This window comes from Curtobacterium sp. MCPF17_051 (genome assembly GCF_003234595.1).
In the GTDB taxonomy this organism is placed as follows: domain Bacteria; phylum Actinomycetota; class Actinomycetes; order Actinomycetales; family Microbacteriaceae; genus Curtobacterium; species Curtobacterium flaccumfaciens.
In genome coordinates this window covers 56,374-76,201 of sequence record NZ_QKSE01000018.1, presented here as the reverse complement: position 1 = coordinate 76,201, position 19,828 = coordinate 56,374, and the positions used below count along the sequence as shown (strand labels likewise).

The 19,828-nt window shown below is 71.7% G+C and carries 18 protein-coding genes; 5 read left to right on the top strand and 13 right to left on the bottom strand.

Annotated features, from left to right (window positions below):
* Positions 1 to 7: 7 nt before the first annotated feature.
* From DEJ35_RS14255 to DEJ35_RS14230, 6 genes are all read right to left on the bottom strand, one after another.
* Entirely contained in the window at positions 8 to 1,327 is a 1,320-nt protein-coding gene (locus DEJ35_RS14255) for a GNAT family N-acetyltransferase (RefSeq protein WP_111091268.1), read from the bottom strand.
* 136 nt (positions 1,328 to 1,463) lie between these two features.
* Positions 1,464 to 1,853 carry a glutaminase gene (locus DEJ35_RS14250; protein WP_181435591.1) on the bottom strand — a complete coding sequence of 130 codons (390 nt, stop codon included), beginning with the start codon at positions 1,851 to 1,853 and terminating at the stop codon, positions 1,464 to 1,466.
* A 7-nt stretch (positions 1,854 to 1,860) separates the two neighbouring features.
* On the bottom strand, positions 1,861 to 2,664 hold the full coding sequence (locus DEJ35_RS14245) for a signal peptidase I (protein ID WP_258378496.1): 804 nt from the start codon (positions 2,662 to 2,664) through the stop codon (positions 1,861 to 1,863).
* Positions 2,661 to 3,557 carry a hypothetical protein gene (locus DEJ35_RS14240; RefSeq protein WP_111192988.1) on the bottom strand — a complete coding sequence of 299 codons (897 nt, stop codon included), beginning with the start codon at positions 3,555 to 3,557 and terminating at the stop codon, positions 2,661 to 2,663. The genes DEJ35_RS14245 and DEJ35_RS14240 overlap by 4 nt, the downstream gene beginning before the upstream one ends.
* The gene (locus tag DEJ35_RS14235) at positions 3,554 to 4,132 is read right to left on the bottom strand and encodes a TasA family protein (RefSeq protein ID WP_111192987.1); all 579 of its coding nucleotides are present in this window, start codon (positions 4,130 to 4,132) and stop codon (positions 3,554 to 3,556) included. Before DEJ35_RS14235 ends, DEJ35_RS14240 begins: the two co-directional genes overlap by 4 nt.
* A 45-nt stretch (positions 4,133 to 4,177) precedes the next feature.
* Positions 4,178 to 4,732 (bottom strand): alternate-type signal peptide domain-containing protein, encoded by a 555-nt coding sequence (locus DEJ35_RS14230; RefSeq protein ID WP_110862326.1) that lies wholly within the window; start codon positions 4,730 to 4,732, stop codon positions 4,178 to 4,180.
* A gap of 393 nt (positions 4,733 to 5,125) precedes the next feature.
* Between DEJ35_RS14230 and pnuC the strand changes: the two genes are divergently transcribed.
* Positions 5,126 to 5,791, top strand: a complete 666-nt coding sequence (pnuC, locus tag DEJ35_RS14225; RefSeq protein ID WP_035808802.1) for a nicotinamide riboside transporter PnuC — start codon at positions 5,126 to 5,128, stop codon at positions 5,789 to 5,791.
* A gap of 90 nt (positions 5,792 to 5,881) precedes the next feature.
* On the top strand, positions 5,882 to 6,514 hold the full coding sequence (locus tag DEJ35_RS14220) for a TetR family transcriptional regulator C-terminal domain-containing protein (RefSeq protein ID WP_110862313.1): 633 nt from the start codon (positions 5,882 to 5,884) through the stop codon (positions 6,512 to 6,514).
* 25 nt (positions 6,515 to 6,539) lie between these two features.
* Here DEJ35_RS14220 and DEJ35_RS14215 read toward each other — a convergent pair whose 3' ends face one another.
* The 6 genes from DEJ35_RS14215 to DEJ35_RS14190 all read right to left on the bottom strand — a co-directional run bounded on the left by DEJ35_RS14215 (position 6,540) and on the right by DEJ35_RS14190 (position 13,818).
* Complete coding sequence (locus DEJ35_RS14215; protein WP_111192986.1) at positions 6,540 to 7,757, bottom strand: ABC transporter permease; 1,218 nt, start codon at positions 7,755 to 7,757, stop codon at positions 6,540 to 6,542.
* Positions 7,754 to 8,689: an ABC transporter ATP-binding protein gene (locus DEJ35_RS14210; RefSeq protein ID WP_111192985.1), complete on the bottom strand. Its 936-nt coding sequence runs from the start codon at positions 8,687 to 8,689 to the stop codon at positions 7,754 to 7,756. Before DEJ35_RS14210 ends, DEJ35_RS14215 begins: the two co-directional genes overlap by 4 nt.
* 196 nt (positions 8,690 to 8,885) lie before the next feature.
* A complete protein-coding gene (locus DEJ35_RS14205; protein ID WP_111091281.1) occupies positions 8,886 to 10,544 on the bottom strand; it encodes a glycoside hydrolase family 13 protein in 1,659 nt (552 codons plus the stop codon).
* Between the two features lie 92 nt (positions 10,545 to 10,636).
* A complete protein-coding gene (locus DEJ35_RS14200; protein ID WP_027466185.1) occupies positions 10,637 to 11,551 on the bottom strand; it encodes a carbohydrate ABC transporter permease in 915 nt (304 codons plus the stop codon).
* The gene (locus DEJ35_RS14195) at positions 11,551 to 12,507 is read right to left on the bottom strand and encodes a carbohydrate ABC transporter permease (RefSeq protein WP_110862310.1); all 957 of its coding nucleotides are present in this window, start codon (positions 12,505 to 12,507) and stop codon (positions 11,551 to 11,553) included. Before DEJ35_RS14195 ends, DEJ35_RS14200 begins: the two co-directional genes overlap by 1 nt.
* A 12-nt stretch (positions 12,508 to 12,519) precedes the next feature.
* A complete protein-coding gene (locus tag DEJ35_RS14190) occupies positions 12,520 to 13,818 on the bottom strand; it encodes an extracellular solute-binding protein (RefSeq protein WP_110862309.1) in 1,299 nt (432 codons plus the stop codon).
* Between the two features lie 132 nt (positions 13,819 to 13,950).
* On the opposite strand from DEJ35_RS14190, the gene DEJ35_RS14185 reads away from it, so the two are divergent.
* Positions 13,951 to 15,180, top strand: coding sequence for an ROK family protein (locus DEJ35_RS14185; protein WP_111192984.1), 1,230 nt, complete (start codon positions 13,951 to 13,953; stop codon positions 15,178 to 15,180).
* Here DEJ35_RS14185 and DEJ35_RS14180 read toward each other — a convergent pair.
* Positions 15,092 to 15,784 (bottom strand): CoA pyrophosphatase, encoded by a 693-nt coding sequence (locus tag DEJ35_RS14180; RefSeq protein WP_258378495.1) that lies wholly within the window; start codon positions 15,782 to 15,784, stop codon positions 15,092 to 15,094. The two genes, DEJ35_RS14185 and DEJ35_RS14180, sit on opposite strands and share 89 nt — an antisense overlap.
* A 183-nt stretch (positions 15,785 to 15,967) precedes the next feature.
* Between DEJ35_RS14180 and DEJ35_RS14175 the strand changes: the two genes are divergently transcribed.
* Together DEJ35_RS14175 and DEJ35_RS14170 are read left to right on the top strand one after the other, a co-directional pair.
* On the top strand, positions 15,968 to 17,299 hold the full coding sequence (locus DEJ35_RS14175) for an esterase family protein (protein ID WP_111091261.1): 1,332 nt from the start codon (positions 15,968 to 15,970) through the stop codon (positions 17,297 to 17,299).
* A 5-nt stretch (positions 17,300 to 17,304) separates the two neighbouring features.
* On the top strand, positions 17,305 to 19,803 hold the full coding sequence (locus DEJ35_RS14170) for a bifunctional lysylphosphatidylglycerol flippase/synthetase MprF (RefSeq protein ID WP_181435590.1): 2,499 nt from the start codon (positions 17,305 to 17,307) through the stop codon (positions 19,801 to 19,803).
* The last annotated feature ends 25 nt before the right edge of the window (positions 19,804 to 19,828 follow it).

Genomic DNA, 19,828 nt, shown 5'->3' with positions numbered 1-19,828 from the left:
ACGTCCGTCAGAAGTACGTGATGCCGTGCGGCGTCCGCGGCGGCAGCAGCAGCGCGCGGAGCAGCTCCACCGACGCCGGGTCCGCAGCGCGGACGAGCCCCGCGGCGGCCAACGTGACGGGGGAGACCGAGCCGATCAGCAGCGCACCGAGCTCGGCGACGTCGAGCTGGACGTCGGACCCGGCCACGTCGACGTCGTCGGCGATGCGCGTGACGGTGCCACGGGCCTCCTGGACGTCGAGGCGGTACGTGCCGGTGGTGAAGCCGAGTGCGTCGGTGACCCCGAGTGTCAGGGACCCGTCGACGGCGAACGGCCGCGAGGCCAGCACCGCCGGCACGTCGAGCACACGCAGCCAGACATGGTCCTCTTCGTGGTCGACGTCGTACGCACGGTTGTCGCCGAGCGCGGCGACGATCGGGTCGTCGAGGCGGGAGCGGTTGTACTTCACGACGTCGTTGAGGTCGACCGAGAGCAGGAACTCCCACAGGGCGGTGTAGGCCTGGTCGTCCGCGTACACCAGGTCGACGATCTCGAGCGCGGTGTCGGAACCGCGGTCCTCCTTGACGCGCCAGGTGACGTAGCCGTCGATCTCGTCGGAGCTGTCGGGACGGTGCACCGCCGCACGGACGTCCTTCGCCTTCTGCCCGTCGTGGCCGAGCAGGCCGAACGCGACCGGCCAGGTGCCGGTGTTGCGGACCATCGAGCCGGGGGTGCGGGCGTGGAACCGGTCGAAGACCGCCTTGCCCGGGCCGTCGGCCAGCCACTGCGGCGTGACGACCGACACCGTGCCGGACGTCGGGGCGAGCAGGGGGAGCGCACGCTCGCGGCGCACGTGCACGGCACGCTCGCGGATGGCGCAGCCGAAGCCGAAGCGGCGGTAGATGGTGCCCTCGGACGCGGTCAGCGACGCGACGGCGTAGCCCTCGGCGACCCCGCGCTCGAGCGCGTGCGTCATCATCCGGCGCAGGATGCCGCGGCGACGCTCGGTCGGGCGGACGGTGACCGCGGAGATCGCCTGGGTGTCGACGGAGGAGCCGTCGCCCCAGCTCAGCGCCTTGCGGAACCACGTGAAGGTGCCGGCCGGCCACGTCTCGTCGACGGACCCCGGGAACGGCTCGCGTACGTAGACCCCGAGGAACGTCTCTTCGTCGGCGATGAAGTACGACGCCATGCGGGCCGCGCCCTCGGGGTCGGGGTCGGCTTCGTGGAAGCCCATCCCGACGGCCTGCATCCACGCTGCCGTCTCGGCGTTCGGTGCCCCCTTGTCGTCCGTCCCGGGCGCGAACTCGCGCAGCTGGTAGCGGTCGTCGAATGCCTCGTTGCTCACGTCCCGACACTATCGGGACCGGGTGACGTCGCGACAGGCGCGTGGTCGGTCCGGTCGGCCTGGAGGCCCGGATCGCGTCCGGTGGACCGTGTGCCGTGTGGGGTCGGCCGGCTCAGGGCCCGTGCCCGGTGCCGCGTCAGTCAGTCGCGCCCCGCGGGGGATCGACGAGCAGCCCGACGCGGTCGTCCAGGTAGTCGGCGAGGGGGACGGCGGCGCCGGCCGTCGGGGACCACCGGACCGACGGCACGTCGTCGATGACGACGAGCACGCCCTCGGCGTCGAGCAGGGAGTCGTCGACGGGGATCGGGGCGGCGCCGTGGTTCACCGTGTCACCGGCGCTGAAGTGCCCCTTCGCGGCGGCGGCTCGGTAGGCGCGACGGACCTCGGCCGAGACCGACTGGTACTGCGACCGACCGGGTTCGGTGACGCGGGTGATCGACCCGGTGGCCCAGACGCGGCCGGCGGTCTCGGGGGACGACCCGATCAGGAGTGCCCCGACCCGCCACACCCGACCGAGGGGCCGCATCGTCGGGTCACGACGAATCCCGAGGACGGCCTTCGGCTGCACGTACTCGCCGAGTGCTTCGTCCGGGACGTCCGCGGCGCGGAGCCGTCGGGCCGCTGCGTCGAGGAGCTCCCGCGCCCGCTGCACTCCGTCCGTCACGTCCACCGAGCCTAGACCGGGTGGTGGTCGTCGTCTCGGTGGTGGTCCGTTCGACGTGGTGCGCTGCGCTGCGTCGTCCGTGGCTGGTGCCGACGCGGCGGGTGTCGGCGCGGCTGGTGTCGGCGCGGCGACGGCGTGCGGCGCTCACGAAGCCCGCGGTCATCATGACCGCCCCGTAGGTCAGGAGCACGCCGGCGACCGCGGGGACGAGCCAGCTCCGCGACCCGTTGACGACCTGGTTGACGATGCCGATCTCCGGCACGGAGTACCAGACCACGCCACGGATCTGCACGGCGGTGACCGGTGCCGGGTCGGCCTCGGCGTTGTTGTCGCCCTTGAGCACGAAGGTCCGCTCGCCGTCCGACGACGACGACACCGAGACCACGCGGTGGCTGACGACCGCGGGCTGGCCGGACACGATCTGGTAGGTGACGACGTCGCCGACCCGGATGTCGTCGATCGGGGTCGGACGGACCACGAGCAGGGTCCCCGGGGGCAGGGTCGGCTCCATCGACTGCGTCAGGACGGTGAGCGGCATCGAGCCCGTGGCCTTCGGCACGACGATCAGCACGACCGCCAGGGCAGCGACGAGCAGCAGGAGCCCGGTGCTGAGGCCGAGCACGACGGCGTGGACGACGGCGCGCCAGCCGGACCGCGGGGTGGGGGTGCTCATGCGCCGCATCGGATCGCCGCCCCGTTGTCCTGCGTGAGGAGCGTGACCTTGCCGGTGCCCGCGACGGTGCTCGTGGGGTTGCCGGCGCTGTCGAGCACCTTGACGGTGACGGTCAACGTGCCGGAGGCGCCGGCGCTCGCGGGGACGTCCGTCGGTGCGATGGTGATGAACGCGGAGTAGTCCTGTGCCTTCTGTCCGACCGGGGTCGAGCCGACGAAGGCCCCGTACCAGGTGTCCATCGGGCGGTTCGCGGCGTCCCACCGGATCTCGACGTACCAACCGCCGTGGTCGGTGCAGACCAGCGAGGGGGTCGTGTCGACGACCGCAGCCGGGGTGGTCAGGGTGAAGCCGCCCGCCACGACGCCCGAGGTCCAGGTGCCGCTCGTGACGGTGAGGTTGACGTTCACCTTGGCGGTCGAGCCGGCCGGGGCCGACGACTGCAGGGTGCTGCGCGTGCACCAGACGGCGGAGGCACCGGCGGCGAGCTTCGCGCTCATGCTCGGCAGCGACGCCCAGGTGCCGGTGACGGACCCGGAGCCCACGGCCGTGCTCGTGGTGCAGCCCGCGGTCGAGGCGACCGGCCAGGCGACGACGGTGACGGCCTTGGCGAGTGCGGTCGAGCTGCCGGACACGACGGAGACCGTGGTGGTGGCGGTGCCGGCGAGGGTGCCCGAGTCGGTCAGGGTGATCGGCTTCGTCGTCGAGGTGACGCTCGACGAGAACGCCGTGGTGAGGGCGCTCGTGCCGCTGATCGACGCCGTGACCGTGCCGACGGTGGTGCTCGCCGCGGTGGTGCCCGACGCGCTCCACAGTGCCCACGCGGCGCTCGAGGTGCCACCGACGAACACGGCGGTGAGCAGCACGGCGACGAGGAGTCGGAGGCGGCGGTTCATGCGGAGACCTGCGTTCCGGTGACGGTGAGGGTGAAGTCGGTGGTGGCACCGGCGACGGTCTGCGGGGCGTCGGCGTCGAGGCCCATCTCGAGGCACGCGATCCCGCTGACCCCGGCCGGCAGGGTGAAGGACCCGGTGCCGGTGTCGAAGGTGGCCAGCCGACCGCTCGTGCCGGTGAGTCCTGGTGCGCACTTCGCGGCCGACGACACCATCGCGAGGTGGAGCGTCAGTTCACCGGTCGCCGCCGCGACGGACGACTTCGAGGCCGTCGTCGTGACGCGCACCGACAGCGGGACCGACCCGGTGTTCCGCACCGTGAAGGTGCCGGTGGTGCTCGTGCCCGGCCCGAGGACCGCGGTGTTCATCGCCGTGGTGCTGCTGACGCTGACGGTCGCCGTGGCGGAGCGCACCGTGGTGGCCGCCGTGCTGGCGGTCCCGTTCCAGAGCGCGTACGTGCCGCCGGTGCCGAGGAGCGCTGTTCCGACCGCGACGACCAGGGCGAGCGCGACCGGCCAGACCCAGCGGTGCCGTCGGGCTGCGCGGTGGCGTCCCGTCGTCCGCGGTGTGGCGGTCATGTGCCTGCTCCTGGTCGTCGTGGTCGGTGGGGTGCGATCGGTGGATCAGGAACCGATCGCGGTCTGGGTGAGCGTGAAGGCCAGCGCGCTGAGGTTGATCGAGCCGCCCTGACCGGTGGTCGCCGACGCGGGGAGCGTCACCGTGAAGACGACCTTGACGGTCGACGTGGACGAGGACGGCGAGACCACGAAGGTGTTCGCGTTCGACGAGGACTGCACCACCGAGGCGCTCGTCGAGGTGACGGCCAGCGTCTTCGTCGTGGCGGCGAGCAGCGCGGCGTCACCGGTGATGCTCTGGTTGGCGTAGGTCAGGTTCGCCTTGAGGTCCTGTCCGGTCGCGCCGATGTTCAGCGTCTGCGTGAACTGGAACGTGTTGCCCGGGACCATCAGGGCCTTCGTCGGGTCGATCGCGGTGGAACGACCGTTCGTGATGTCCGTCCAGGCGCCGTCGTTGTTGGCGCTCAGCGTCAGGGTGCCGGCGCTCACGGCGGACGCGGCGCTCGAGGCGCTGGCGTTCCAGAGGGCGAACGTGCCCGCACCGCCGAGGAGGAGTGCGACGCCTGCTGCGCCGGCGATGGCACCGGTGACGATCTTGTGCATGGGGAGGATCCGTTCCTGCGTGCTCGGGGCACGCTGAAGCCCACCGGGGACATTCGGGCGTCGTGTCCGGTGGGGAGGTTGTCATCGACCCAGTGGTTGGAGGGGGTCGCGGCTGACCGGTGCCGAGAGCGGTCGCCGGGCCCCGGAGCGCATGTGCTGCTGCTCGGGCGGGCTGGACTCGCTCTGGTGTCGACGTTACCTGTCCCCCAAAGTGCGGACAAGTGAGAACGATCGTTCACGTGAACCCAGAACGGGGGTCATTTTGGTCCCCGACAAGGAGGACACGTTTTGTACCCCGATATTCTGAGTGTGCGCTTTGCGTGCGCAGAGCGATCACAGAAGGAATGCCGGTAGGCACGGCGTCGTTGCACCGTCCGGAAACGAGGAGGGCCCATGGACATCGTGCGCTGGTTGTTCGACGCGCAGATCGTCATCGGTGACCAGACGGTGCTCTGGCGCGAGGTGATCGGCAACGTCTTCGGGCTGCTCAGCGCGTTGGGCGGCATGCGTCGGAAGGTCTGGGCCTGGCCCGTCGGGCTGGTCGGCAACGCCCTGCTCTTCACCGTCTTCATGGGGGCGCTCTTCGACACCCCGAACCCCGTCAACCTGCTCGGGCAGGCCGGCCGCCAGGTCATGTTCATCATCGTGAGCATCTACGGCTGGTACCGGTGGACGCACCGCCCCGAGGACGCGACGACCGTGATCGACCCGCGCTGGGCCTCCTGGCGGACCCGTCTGCTGCTCGTCGTCGGGATGATCGGCGGCACCGCCCTGCTGACCCCCGTGTTCCGGGCGCTCGGGTCGTACGAGCCGGTGTGGAGCGACGCGTGGATCTTCGTCGGCTCGCTGCTCGCCACCTACGGCATGGCGAAGGGGTGGGTCGAGTTCTGGCTCATCTGGGTGGCGGTCGACCTGGTCGGCGTGCCGCTGCTGTTCTCCGCCGGGTACTACGCCTCCGGGCTGATGTACGTCTTCTACGGCGTCTTCACCCTGACCGGGTTCTTCGTGTGGATGCGCCAGCGGGTCCGCCCGCCGGCGGCGCCCGTGACCGTCGGCTGACCGCCGTGGTGCTGGCGCGCTGACGCGGCGGGGAGCACGGCCCCCGCTCTGGGACGAGACAAACGGCCCGGAATGCGCTGAGATGGTCGGATGGAACCCCTGCACGGCGAACGCGTCGAGGACGACGAGTCCCTCGCAGAACGCACGGTGCGCGCGGCGATCCGCGCCTACCGGTTGCACCCGTTCGACGACGTCGACGCGGCAGTCGTCGCCGACGTCGCGGGCATCCCGCTCGAGACCGTCGAGCGGCTGTTCCCGACCTGGGACGCCCTGCTCCTGGTCACCTACGACCGGTGGTCGCAGCTGCGGGGGACCCGGCGGAAGAACCCGCCGGCGTGCACGATCGAGCACGTCCGCCTGACCCTCGCCGAGGACGTCGCGGACCCCGGGCTCGTCCGGGTGCTCGCGGGGCTGATCACCGTGGCCAGCTCGGAGTCCGGGTTCGCCGAACTGTTCCGCAAGCGGTTCGAGGAGTACGCCGAGCAGCTGACCGTCGGGCTGCAGCGTGACTTCGACAAGGGCGCGGAAGAGGCCGGCATCCCCGCCTACCAGGCAGCGACGCAGCTGCTCGCGGTCTTCGAGGGGCTGCAGATCCAGATGCTCGTCCGCCCGCACATCGACGTCCTGGTCGAGTTCGACCGTGCGGCGAACACGCTGCGCCAGGGATGGAAGCGGCACGCTGTCCCGTCGTGGGACCTCGACGAGGCACCCGTCCGCGTCTGACGCCGCGCGGCGACGACCGACGGGGTCAGCCCCGCCGCCCCCGCCACGACAACACCTGCCGCACCGTCACCTTCGACCCGTACTGCGCGACCGAGTGCCGGAACAGGTACTCCGCGAACCACAGCAGCAGCCCGGCGACGACGAACACCTCGACGATGCAGACCACCGACTCCGTCACGGTCAGGGCCCCGACGGCGTTCCGCACCATCGCGGTGATCGGCGTGAAGGTCGGGAAGTACGTGAAGAACTGCGCGACGGGCGACGTCGGCGTCGTCATCACGAAGAACGCCGCGTACAGGGGGATGATCAGCGCGAAGATCGCCGCCGACTGCAGGGCCGAGGCGTCCTTGATCGACGGCACGGCGGCCCCGACGGCGACGAACAGCCCGGACGCCAGCAGCACCCCGCCGACGAGCAGCAGCGCCCCGGTCACCATCCGCCACGGGTCGACCGTCAGCCCACCGAGCTGCGACGACACCAGCGGCAGGGCGACGAGCAGCCCGACCAGGCCGGGCACGACGAACACGCTGACCTGCACGAAGCCGACGAGCAGCATGGCGACGACCTTGCCGCGGATCAGGTCGCCCGCGGTCACCGTCGTCAGGATCATCTCGGAGATCCGGTTCTCCTTCTCCTCGACCACGACGGTGACCATCCGGGCGGCGAGCAGGATGACGAGCCCGAAGAACGCCGCGACGAACAGGAACGGCGGCACGACCGACAACCAGCCCGGCGCGACCCGGCGGTCGGCGTAGGTGGTGACGTCGGTGGCGGGTGGACTGCGGAGCAGCTCCACGGTCTCGGGGTCGTCGACCGAAGCGGCGACGCTCTGCTCGAGCACCCGTTCCGCCAGCGACGACCAGACCCCGTTGGCGAAGAGCCCGCGGTCGGCGGCGTCGACCCGGATGGCCGTCGTGGACGGCGACGACGGGAACACGATGAAGGCGTCGAGGTCGCCGGACCGCACGGCGGCGCGGTCGGCGGCGGCATCGGTGGACGGGGTCCCGCCCCACTTCGCAGCGACGGACTCGGACACCAGGCCGGACTCGTCGACGTAGTGGAACGGGGTCTTCGTGGCGGACGACCCGGACACCACGGAGTTCGTGCCGGCGGCCTGCCCGATGCCGACGAGCAGCGAGACGACCACGATGACGACCGGCAGCGCGAGGGTGCCGATCCAGAACGCGGGCTTCTTGACCGCGCGGACGAACTCGAACCGGACGACCGTGCCGAGGTTGCTCATGCCGCGGCTCCGTCCGACGACGCAGCGGCGAGGGCGTCGTGCCCGTAGACCTGCACGAAGATCTCGTCGAGCGGGATCCGGCGCATCTCGAACGAGGTGACGTGCACCCCGGCCGCGACCAGTTCTGCCAGGACGTCCGCACCGTCCGGAGCGGCGGCCCGGGTCGGGACCAGGTAGGCGACGTGCCCCTCGTGGCGGGCGAGTCGGTACAGCGGCGACTTCGGCACCGGGCCGTCGAGCCCCACGCGGGCGACGGCGCCACCGAAGGCGTCCTGCACGTCGGGCACGGATCCGTACGCGGCGGCCCGCCCGTCCTTGAGGAGCAGGATGCGGTCGCAGAGCCGCTCGACCTCGTCCATGTGGTGCGTCACGAGGACCACGGTCGCGCCGTCGGCCTTCCGTTCGTCGACCAGGTCGAGCAGGAGTCGCCGGTTCACCGGGTCGAGCCCCTTCGTCGGCTCGTCGAGGATGAGCAGCCGCGGCCGGTCCATGATCGTGATGCCGAGCTGCACCTTCTGCTGCTGCCCGCCGGACAGCTTGTCGACGCGCAGCTTCGCGCGGTCGGCGAGCCCCACCCGGGCCAGGTAGTCCATGCTCCACGCGGTCGCCTCGGCACCGCGGAGCCCGCGCAGGCGCCCGAAGTAGGTCATCACGTCGATGACGGACTCCTTGCGGTACAGCCCGCGCTCTTCGGGCAGGTAGCCGATGCCGCCGGTGGCCGGCCGGTAGGGGAGGCCGTCGATCGTCAGCGTTCCCGCCGTCGGGGTGGTGATGCCGAGCAGGGCCCGGATCGTCGTGGTCTTGCCGGAGCCGTTGCTGCCGAGCAGCCCGAACGTCTCACCGGGGGCGACGTCGAACGACAGCCCGTCGACCACGTTGCGGTCGCCGAACCGCATCACGAAGTCCTGCACGCTGATGCTCGCCCCGCTCATGCGGCGACCCTACCGGGACTTTCTTCCCAGAACGGCCGCGATGGGATGCGAGAACGGGCGTACCTGGTCAGAACTTTCGACCCAGTACGCCCGTTTCCGGCAGGTACGCCCGTTTCCGCCGGACGGGAGGCGCGGTGTCAGCCGGCACCGCGCCTCCCGTCCGTCGTCCGCTCGCGCCCAGGGCGCGAGCGTCGCGTCAGGAACGCAACCAGGCCGTCCCCACGCCCGACAGGGCGCCGTCGACCACGGGGGCCGAGGCGAGCAGCAGCTCGCCGGCCGGCAGCGCGAAGGGGTCGTCGCCGAAGACCGTCACGCTGGTCCAGCCGTTCGGCCGACGGAATGCCAGCACGTCGTCTCGGCCGGTCTCGATCCACTCGAGCTGTTCCTCGGACTGCAGCTGGCCTCGCAGGCCGAGCGCCTTCCGGTACAGGTTCAGGGTGGAGTCGGGGTCGGCGTCCTCGGCCTCGACGCTGGAGTCCGCGAACCACGCCGGCTGCGGCAGGTGCGATCCGTCCGGACCGAAGCCGAACGACGAGCCGGTGCGCGTCCACGGGATCGGCACGCGGCAGCCGTCACGACCGACGTCGACGCCGGGGTTGCGGAAGAACGCCGGGTCCTGGCGGTCGGCGTCCGGGATGTCACCGACCTCGTGCAGGCCGAGCTCCTCGCCCTGGTACAGGTAGGCGGAGCCGGGCAGGGCGAGCTCGAGCAGCGTGGCGGCCTGTGCGCGGCGCAGGCCGAGCGACCGGTCGAGCGCGTCCTGCGAGCCGCCGGCGAGCAGCCAGGCGCTGCCCTGCTTGTCGGTGCCACCGGCGCGGGGCGGCAGGGCGTAGCGGGTGGCGTGCCGGACGACGTCGTGGTTCGAGAACACCCACGTGGTCGACGAGCCGGACTGCTCGGCGAGGCCGAGGTTGAACTCGATGATCGTGCGGAACTGGCCGGCGTCGAAGTCGGCCTCGAGCAGGTCGAAGTTGAACGCCTGACCGAGTCCCTCGGCGCTGGCGTAGCGGGCGCGGCGGTGGGCGGGGACCCAGGCCTCGGCGACCGCGGTGCGGGCCGGCGTGTACTCGTTGAAGACCGTCCGCCACTCGGCGTAGATCTCGTGCACGTCATCGCGGTCCCAGAGCGGGTGCGTGCCGTCCTTCGGCATCTCGGCGAGCTCGGCCCAGGTGGGCAGGGTCTCGCCCAGGTCCTTCGCCAGGCCGTGGGCCACGTCGATGCGGAACCCGTCGACGCCGCGGTCGGACCAGAAGCGCAGGGTGTGCAGGAAGTCGTCGCGGACCTCGCGGTTCGCCCAGTTCAGGTCGGGCTGCTCCTTCGCGAAGCTGTGCAGGTACCACTGGCCGTCGCCGACGGCGGTCCAGGCCGGGCCGCCGAAGATCGAGATCCAGTCGGCGGGGGCGTCCTCGCCGGAAGGTCCGCTGCCGTCGCGGAACACGTAGCGGTCGCGGGCGGGGGAGCCCTTGGGTGCCGCGAGGGCCTCGCGGAACCACTCGTGCCGGTCACTCGTGTGGTTCGGGACGACGTCGACGATCACCCGGATGCCGGCGGCGTGCAGTGCCTCGACCATCCGGTCGAAGTCGTCGAGTGTGCCGAGGCGCGGATCGACGTCGCGGTAGTCGTCGACGTCGTAGCCGCCGTCGGCCAGGGCGGACGGGTAGAAGGGGCTGAGCCAGACGGCCTCGATGCCGAGCGAGGCCAGGTACGGCACCCGCTCGGTGATGCCGGGCAGGTCGCCGATGCCGTCGCCGTTCGCGTCGGCGAACGAGCGGGGGTAGATCTGGTAGACGCTGGCCTGGCGCCACCAGGTCTCGTCGTGCGTGGTGGCGGCGGGCTGGGCGAGGGTGTCGGTCACGTCGGGCCTTTCGTGGTTCGAGGGGTTCGAGGGGTGTGTGTCGGTCGGGCCTGCGCCGGCGATCGCGGTCGGGCCCGCACCGGCGGTGTCGGTCACTTGATGGCGCCCTGGGTCACGCCGGCCATCACCCACCGCTGGGTGACGAGGTAGACGATGATCGCCGGGGCCATCGCCATCAGGTACGAGGCGAACGACACGTTGTAGTTGTTGCTGAACTGCGTCTGGAACATCTGCTGCAGCACCGGCAGGGTCTGCAGCGCCGGGTCGGAGGTGATCAGTGACGGCATCACGAAGTCGTTCCAGGACGCGAGGAACGCGAAGATGCCGACGGTGGCGCTCATCGGTGCCAGCAGCGGGAACACGAGTCGCCAGAACACCTGCCCCGTGCTCGCACCGTCGATGCGTGCACTCTCCTCCAGCTCCGCCGGGATCGACCGCAGGAAGGCCGTGAAGAGCAGCACGCTGAAGGACAGCTGGAACATGACGTGCAGGATCGCGACGCCGAGCGGGTTGTCCAGGTGCGCGAGTCCGGTGAGCTTCACCTGCGACAGCGCGAGCACCGGGAACGGCAGGAACATGGCCGCGAGCAGGTAGAAGAACGACCAGCGGAACAGTCGTCGGTCCCAGTTCCGGGCGATCGCGTAGGCCGTGAACGAGGCGAGCAGGATCGTGCCGACGACGGTGATCGCGGCGACGAACACCGAGACCGCGAAGGCCCGCGGGAAGTCCGTCAGCTGCCACGCCTGCACGAAGCCGTCGACGCTGAACGGTGCCGGCAGCGAGAACGCGTTGCCGTCGACGGCCTGGCCGGTCGTCTTGAACGCCATCGTCAGGGTGACGTACAGCGGCACGAGCACCGACAGCGCGCACAGCACGAGGACGACGGTGACGGGCCAGTTCGAACGACCCCGGCCGGCCTTGCCCGAGCCGGAGGACCGGTCGGCGTCGACGGAACGGATGCTGCCGGTCGCGGTGGTCCCCGGTCGCAGGGGTGCTTGCAGGGACATCAGAGCGCTGCCTTCCCGCGGGTCGCCCGCAGCTGGATCACGGCGATGACGACCGCGATGACGAAGAAGATCGTGGCGTTCGCCATCTGGTAGGCGTAGTCGCCGCCGTTGAAGCCCTTGAAGATCGACATCGCGACACTGGTGGTCGAGGTGCCGGGGCCGCCGTCGGTCAGGCCGACGATGATGTCGTACGAGTTCAGGAAGTTCTTGAACCCGATGACCAGGTTGATCAGGATGTAGCCCGCCGTCAGCGGTGCGGTGATCGAGACGAGCTGCCGCCAGGCGCTGGCACCGTCGAGGGCGGCTGCCTCGTACACCTCGCCGGGGATCGAGAGGACACCGGCGATGTAGATGAGGAGCGTCGACGGGATCGCCTGCCAGGCCGTGACGACCACGATCGCCAGCCAGGCCAGGTCGGGGTTCGCCAGGATGCTCTGCTCGAGCGGCCCGAAGCCGATCGCGGTGGCGAAGGCCGGCAGACTGTTCGCGAACAGGAACGAGAACACGTAGGCGATGACGATCCCCGAGATCACCATCGGCAGCACGAACACCGCACGCAGCGCGATCTTGCCGCGGATCTTCGACGTCAGCGCGATGGCGAGCAGGAACGCGATCGCGTTCACGACGATCACGGTGACGAGCGAGAACCCGAGCGTGAACAGGTACGCCTGCAGGATCGCGGGGTCGGAGAACACCGCGACGTAGTTGGTGAGCCCGGTGAAGCGGAACTCGCCGAAGCCGACGGAGTTCGTGAAGCTCAGCACGATGCCCATCACAGCCGGCAGCGTGATGGCGAGCGTGAAGAGCACCAGGGTGGGCAGCAGGAACGCCAGGAAGAGCGGGTCGACGCGGGGCTTGCGTCGTCCGTTCCGTCCTCCGGCCTGGAGGCCCGTGGCGGCTCCGCCACGGCGGCGGCGGTCCGCCGTCGTGATGGATTCGGTGGTCGTGGTTGCCATTCGGACGTCTCCTTACGCGGCCGTGCGGAGCGCGAGACGCGCCCAGTCGGCGTCGAGGGTGCGGAGCTGACGCTGCGGGTCGCCGCCGAAGGCGATCGACTGCGCGTAGTTCGCGACCGGGATCTCGGCGGGGATGAGCTGCGAGGCGCCGAGGTAGAAGGCTGCGTCGTCGTAGTACGACTGCATGCCACGGAGGGCGGGGTTCGACGCCGGGGGAGCGTCCTTGCGCACTCCGAAGCCGTTGTTGTCCGCGTTGTACTCGTCGTTGACCCGCTTGGACATCAGGAACGACAGGAACTCGCGGGCGGCCTCCTGCTTGCGCGACGCCTCCGGGATCCAGAGCGCGAGGTCGACGTTCACGCGCACCTTCCGGTCGGCCGGGTCGTCGGTGACGGGCAACGGGAAGGTGCCGAGGTCCATGTCCTTCGTGGTCTTGGCGATCTCGCCGAGGGCCCACGGTCCCTGCAGGTACATGCCTGCCTTGCCCTGGGCGAAGGCGAGGTTGCCGTCGCCGTACCCGCGGCTCGCTGCGCCGTCCTGGTGCCAGGCGCGGAGCTGCACCATGCGCTCCATCGGCTTCCGCAGGTCGCGCTCGAACGAGACGGCGGATCCCTTGCCGACGTTCGTGCCCTCGCGGCGGAGTGCCTCGAAGGTAGCCGGGGTGTCGATCATGCCGCCGATCGAGTAGTCGAACATGCCCTGGGCGATCGTCCAGTTGTCCTTGAACGTGCCGTAGATCGGCGCGATCCCGGCCCTGGTGAGGCGCTCGCACACGTCGGCGAACTCGCTCCACGTCGTCGGGACCTCGAGCCCCTGCTGCGCGAAGAGCGCCTTGTTGTAGATCACCGACGCCGCGGTCACCGAGTACGGCAGGGCGCTCTTCCGGCCGGGGTAGTCGGCGGTCTGCTCCATGAGCGGCCACAGGTCGGGGTTGATGGTGTCGGCCTGCGGCAGGTCGGACAGGTCGGTCAGCGCGCCGTGCTCGACGAACGGCACGACCGAGAAGTTGTAGTTCCAGCAGCCGAGGTCCGGCGGCCGGTTCCGCACGAAGTTCGCGGACATGCTCGAGGTCGAGTCGCGCACGACCCGGACCTTCGACTGGGTCTGGTGGAACTGCGCGATGACGTCGTCGAAGTAGCCGATGACCTCGGGCTTCGACACGTAGAACGTGATGGTCTCCGGCTTGGCGCTGGAGGACCCGATCGGGGCGCATCCGGCGAGCGCGAGCCCGCTTGCGATGCCGCCCGCTCCGAGCAGGAACCCGCGTCGGCTGACCGATGCTGCGCTCCTGGCGGTGGCGTGTGCTTGCACGTCGTCTCCGTCCGTCCGGACCCGGCGTCCCTGCCGTTCCGTCCCGCGGGTGGCTCCGATGCCACCCGCGGAACTAAATGTAGCGAGAAAATCTAATTCCGCAAGGAACTCGTCGCGCGATAGGGTCACGACATGCCGCCACCCCGTGGAACGAGCGCAGAGACGCTGCTCGCGTACGCCTTCGACTCGTCGGCGTTCACCGCGACCGAGGCGATCGACGCCACCGGCCTGACCCGGTCGACCGTGCTGGGGGCGGCCGAGGAACTCGTGCGGCTCGGCTGGCTCCGCGAGCTCGACGACGCCCGCGCCGCGGGGGAGTACCGGATGGGACGCCCCGCCCGCCGCTACGAGCTCGACACGGTCGCCGGGGTCGTCGTCGGTGTGGACGCCGGCCAGCACCGGGTCACGGCCTTCGTCGCCGACCTGCGCGGCACGGTGCTGGGTCGTGCCGAGGGCACGCTCGGTGAGTCGGGCCTCGACGTGCCCGTGCGGCTCGGGGTCCTCGCCGACACCGTGGCCGCCGCACTCGCCTCGGCCGACGTCGACCGCGCCCGGGTCCTGGTCACCGTCGTGGGCATCCCGGCACCGGTCGACGCCGCCGGTGCCTCGCCCGATGATGGCGGCTTCTGGGTCCGGATGAACCCGGGGTTCGTCGACGCCGTGCCGGACGGGCGGGTGCTCGTCGAGAACGACGCGAACCTCGCCGCGCTCGCCGAGCGGCCGTCCTCGGGTGACGCCTCGTTCGCGGCGTTGCTGTCCGGGGAGCGGTTCGGCGCGGGCCTCGTCGTCGACGGGGTCCTGCTGCGCGGTGCCCACGGCGGTGCGGGCGAGATGCGGGTGCTCGAACTCGTCGAGGGTGTCGGCTCGTCCGACGGCATCGGCGCCGTCGCCCGCACCTTCGTGGCCGACGCCGTCGCCGCCGGGCACATCCCCACCGACGCCGCGCTCGCCGCCGACGCCGCCCTGGTGTTCGCGGCCGCACGGAGCGGTGATCCGGTCGCGCGCCGCATCGTCGACCGCCTGGGGGACCGCCTGGCCCGGGTCTGCATCCTGCTCGCGAGCCTGCTCGACATCGACCGCGTCGTGGTCGCCGGCGCGATCGCCCAGCCCGCGGTCGCTGTCATCGACCGTGCACGCGACCTCCTGGCGAAGGGGCACTTCGACCCGGTGCCCGAACTCGTGGCGTCGTCGCTCGGGGCCGACGTCGTCGTCATCGGGGCCGTGGCCCACGCGGTCGACGCGGTGCGGGCCGAACCGCTGTCGTTCCCGGTGCTCAGTCGGGCAGCGGCACCTCGAGGGTCCGGTCCCACGACTCTGTCCAGCCGAGTCGGTCGAACAGCGCATCCAGCAGCATCGCTGTGAAGCCCCACACCAGGTGCTCGTCGCCGTCGGCCTCGATGGTGAACGCCGGTCCGCGCCACTCCTGACCACTGCGGCGGAGCACGGTCACGCCGCGGTTCGCCGGGTCGAGCAGGTCGGCCACCGGCACCCGGAACACCGCCGCCGACTCGTGCTCGTCGACGACGCGGATCGGTGAGGGGTCGCGCCACCAGCCGATGACGGGCCGGACCAGGTGGTTCGAGAACGCCAGGGGCACGGCCGGCAGTGTGCCGAGCACCTCGACGCCGGCGGGGTCGAGTCCCGTCTCCTCCTGTGCCTCGCGGAGTGCGGCGGCGACGGCGTCCGCGTCACCGGGGTCGATGCGTCCACCGGGGAACGCGACCTCGCCGGCGTGCGCGCGCAGGGTCGTGGCCCGGGCGAGGAGCAGGACGTCGAGGTCGCGCGGGACCCCGGGTGCTGCTGCCGGTCGGTCGCTCGGCGCGTGGTCGAGCGCGCCGAAGAGCATCAGGACCGCGGCCCGTCGGGGCGAGGCCGTGCTGCCGGGTTCGACGAGCGGCCCACCGTCACCCCAGCCATCCGCTGCGACCGCCGCGAGTGCAGCCCGTACCGATCCGTCGTGCGTCACCCGTTCACCCTAGGTGTGCGCCACCGAGAGGTCTGGCGGCACCGTCGCACCGGACGCTGAGCTGGGGGTCGTTCGAGTGCCGCCTGAGAGCTGCACAGGTGGGAACTGTGCGAACCGGAAGCGCCTGGGTGCCCCGTTCGCAGCGGGCCGCCGCCACGATTGCATCGTCCGCCGGGAGGCCCCATGTTCCACGATCTGCTCCGACCCCTGTTCCACGTCGCCGTCGTCGCACCGGCCGTGCTCGTCCCGGTGGACGTCGCCGCCGGGCTCCTCGCCGTCGCCGCGCTGCTGCCGGCGTTCGGTCGTCGCTCCCGGCACCCGGTCCGGGGGCTGGTCTGGCGGCTCGGTGCCGTGGCCGTCGGTGCCGTGATCGGCCTGGTCGCGGTGTGGTGGTTCGGGGACGTGCAGGACCTGTACGGGGTGTCGTTCACCCCGATCACCCGGATGTGGGTGGCCCTGGCCTTCGGCGCTGCCGGCCTGCTCGTGGTGACGGTCGTCCAGGGCGGCTGGGTCCGCCGCGTGCTCGGCGTGCTCGTGGCGGTGGCGGTGGCCCTGGCCGCCGTCCTCGGCGTCAACGTCGACTTCGGGGCGTACCGCACGATCGAGCAGGCCGTCGCGACGGATCCGTACCCGTCCGGTCCGATGGCACACGAGACGGGGGTGGGGCGCGCCTCCAGTCCGGTGGTCGACCCGGCCACCTGGCGAGCCCCCGCCGACATGCCGCGACGCGGGGAGGTGCTCTCCGTCGCCATCCCGTCGACGGTCTCCCACTTCCACGCGCGGCCGGCGGACGTGTACCTGCCGCCGGCCGCCCTCACCGACCGACCACCGACCCTGCCGGTCCTGATCAGCCTGGCCGGACAACCCGGCCAGCCGAGCGACATGTTCCAGGCCGGTCGGCTCGGCGCGGTGATGGACGCGTTCGCCGAGGCCCACCACGGACTCGCCCCGATCGTCGTCGCGCCCGACCAACTCGGGGCACCGGACCGGAACCCGATGTGCGTCGACTCGCCCCTCGGGCACTCCGCGACGTACATCACGACCGACACCACGGACTGGATCCGGCAGCACCTGCGCGTCGGGGCAGCGCCCTCGGCCTGGGGCATCGTCGGGTTCTCGCAGGGCGCGACGTGCGCCATGCAGTTCTCCACCGCGCACCCCGGCGCGTTCGGCACGACCTTCGCCATCTCGAGCGAACTCGCACCCCTGAACGGCTCCGTCCAGCACAGCATCCAGGTCGGGTTCGGCGGCTCCGCCAGCCGGTACGCCGCAGCAGCACCACGGGCGATCATGCGGGCGCACGGTCCCTACCCCGGGCGCCTGACGGTGTTCGCCTACGGGAGCGAGGACGCACCCTACGTCGCGTCGACCACGGCGCTCCGCGCAGCTGCGGACGCCGCGGGGATGCAGACCCGACTGTTCGTGTCCGAGGGCTCCGCGCACGACTGGAACACCGTCCGCCACGCCCTGCGCGTCGGGATGCCCGGCGTCATCGCGCACCTGGGCCTCCGGTGAGCGCGGTGACCGCGGCCCTCGCGGGGGCGAATCCGAAGCGTCTCGTGCCGGTGGCTCGTCGGTACCCACTGACGAGTGTCGTCTCGGCCCTGACGATCGTCGCCGGCATCGCCGCCGTGGTGCTCCGCTGCATCGGCGCGCTCAGCGGTCGGACGCCCCACATCCTGAGCGGGACGATGGGCCCGCTCAGCGTGGTCGCGGTGACGAGCAGCGTCGTCGGGTTCCTCGTCACCTTCGTCGCCGTCGTGGTGTGCACCGGGGCGTCCGAACGGCTGCTCGGCTGGCGGCGCACCCTGCTCGCGATGGTCGTCACGACCGTCGTGGGGACCGGCCTCGCTGCCGTGCTGCAGCTGTTCGACGGTGCCCCGGCGACCCGTGGCTTCCTCGTGCACCTGGGACACGTCGGCCCCTGGACCTGGATCGTCGGGACCATCGCGACCGCGAGCGCCTTCGCCGGCGCGCTGTGGCGACGCCGGATCCGGGTGGTGTCGATCGCCGTCGTCGCCGCGCTGCTGCTGTACTCCGGGCACGCGTCCGACCTGCACGCGGCGCTCGCCCTGCTCATCGGCCTGGTGCTCGGCCGCGTGTTGCGGCGGTCGCCGGTGCGGAGCGGCTGGACCCGGAGTTCCTCACGCGAGACCCGCGTGCTGCTGGTGGCCGCGGTGACGGTGTCGGCCGTCGGCCCCGTCCTCGCGCTCGTCACCGGTGCCCAGCTCGGGCTGCTCGCCCCGCTCGCCGTGGTGCTCGACACCGGGCCGACCGGGCGGATGCCGCACTGCTCGGTGACCGGGGTGACCGCCAGCTGCGTCCGGGCGCTCGCCGCGGTGCACCCGCACGGCCCGCTCCAGTCGCTGCTGGCCGTGATGCCGCTCGTGGTCCTGGCGGTCGGTGCGGTGGGGCTCCGACGCGGCAGCCGGTTCGCGCTGTGGCTCGTCGTGACCGTCGACCTGATCACAGGCGTCGCGACCGCGGTCTCGTACGGGGTGCTGCCCGAGCGGCACCACGCCGTCGTGCAGCGTCTGGCCTCGGACCACCTCGCGGTCTCGCTCTCGCTCGTCGCGTCGGTGCTGGTGCCGATCGCCACCGCCGTGGTGCTCGTCCTTCGCCGCGCGGACTTCCCGGTGCGGACCGACCGGCGACGACTGCTGGGGTTCGCCGTCACGGTCGCCGGATCGGCCGTGGTGCTCGCGGTCGTCGTCGTCGGCGTCGCCGTGGCTTCGGGCGACAGCGTGCGCGCGCCCCTCCACCTGGCGCTCGCCGTGCTCGGTCCGATCGCACCCGTGACCCTGCCCACGCACCTGGCGCAGGCCGAGCCGGCGCTGCGGTTCGTCGTGGGCATCTCGGGCCCGCTCCTGTGGCTCGCGGTGGCGATCGCCGCGGTCCGGCCGACCGGGGCCGGGCCCTCGGACAGCGACCTCGACGGGCAGGACGCCGCGCGGGTGGCCGCTCGGGCGCTCCTGGTCGCCGGCGGCGGCGACACCTTCGGGTGGATGACGACCTGGCCCGGCAACGAGTACTGGTTCACCGAGGACGGCCGAGCTGGGGTCGCCTACCACCGGACCGGCAGCGTCGCCGTGACGACCGGCGGCCCCTTCGGGCACGAGGACGCACGGCTTGCGGCGCTGGAGGGCTTCGCGCGGGCCGCGGACGACCACGGCTGGACGCCCGTCTTCTACGGCATCGACGCCACCCTCGGCGCTGCACTCGCACGGCTGGGATGGACGACGCTCCCCGTGGCCGAGGACGCCGACCTCGACCCGCGCACCTGGACCACGACCGGCAAGCGCAAGCAGGACGTCCGCACGGCCGTCAACAAGGCTGCGCGGTCCGGCACCACCGCGCTCTGGTCGGACTGGGCCTCGCTGCCCGGATCGGTCACCCGCCAGATCGAGGCGATCTCGGAGGAGTGGGTCGCCGAGCGTGAACTGCCCGAGATGGGGTTCACCCTCGGCGGCATCGACGAGATGCGCGACCCCGCCGTCCGCACGCTCGTCGCCCTGAGCGAGGACGACACCGTGCTCGCCGTCACCAGCTGGCTGCCCGCGTACCGTGCCGGGCAGGTGGTCGGGTGGACGCTCGACGTGATGCGCCGCGCGCCCGACGCCCCGAACGGTGTGATGGAGTTCCTGGTCGCGAGTGCGGTCGACCGGATGCGCACCGACGGTGCCGAGCGGCTCAGCCTGTCCGCTGCCCCGCTCGCGTCCTCGGCGGAACCACAGGGCGCCGGCCGGAGCAGCGTCGAATCGGTCCTCGACGTTGTCGGCGGTGCGCTCGAGCCCGTCTACGGGTTCCGCTCCCTGCTGCGCTTCAAGGCGAAGTTCGGGCCCGACCTGCACCCCCTGGTGATGGCGTACCCGGACCCGGTGGCGCTGCCCACGATCGGCGTCGCGATCGTCCGCACCTACCTGCCGGGGCTGTCGCTGCGCCAGGCGGTGGCGATCGTGCGGGAGCGGCGTCCGGCACACGGAGTCCGGGCCGAGCCGCCGGCGGAACGAGTGGGCTGACCCGGACGGGCCCGCCGCGCCGTCG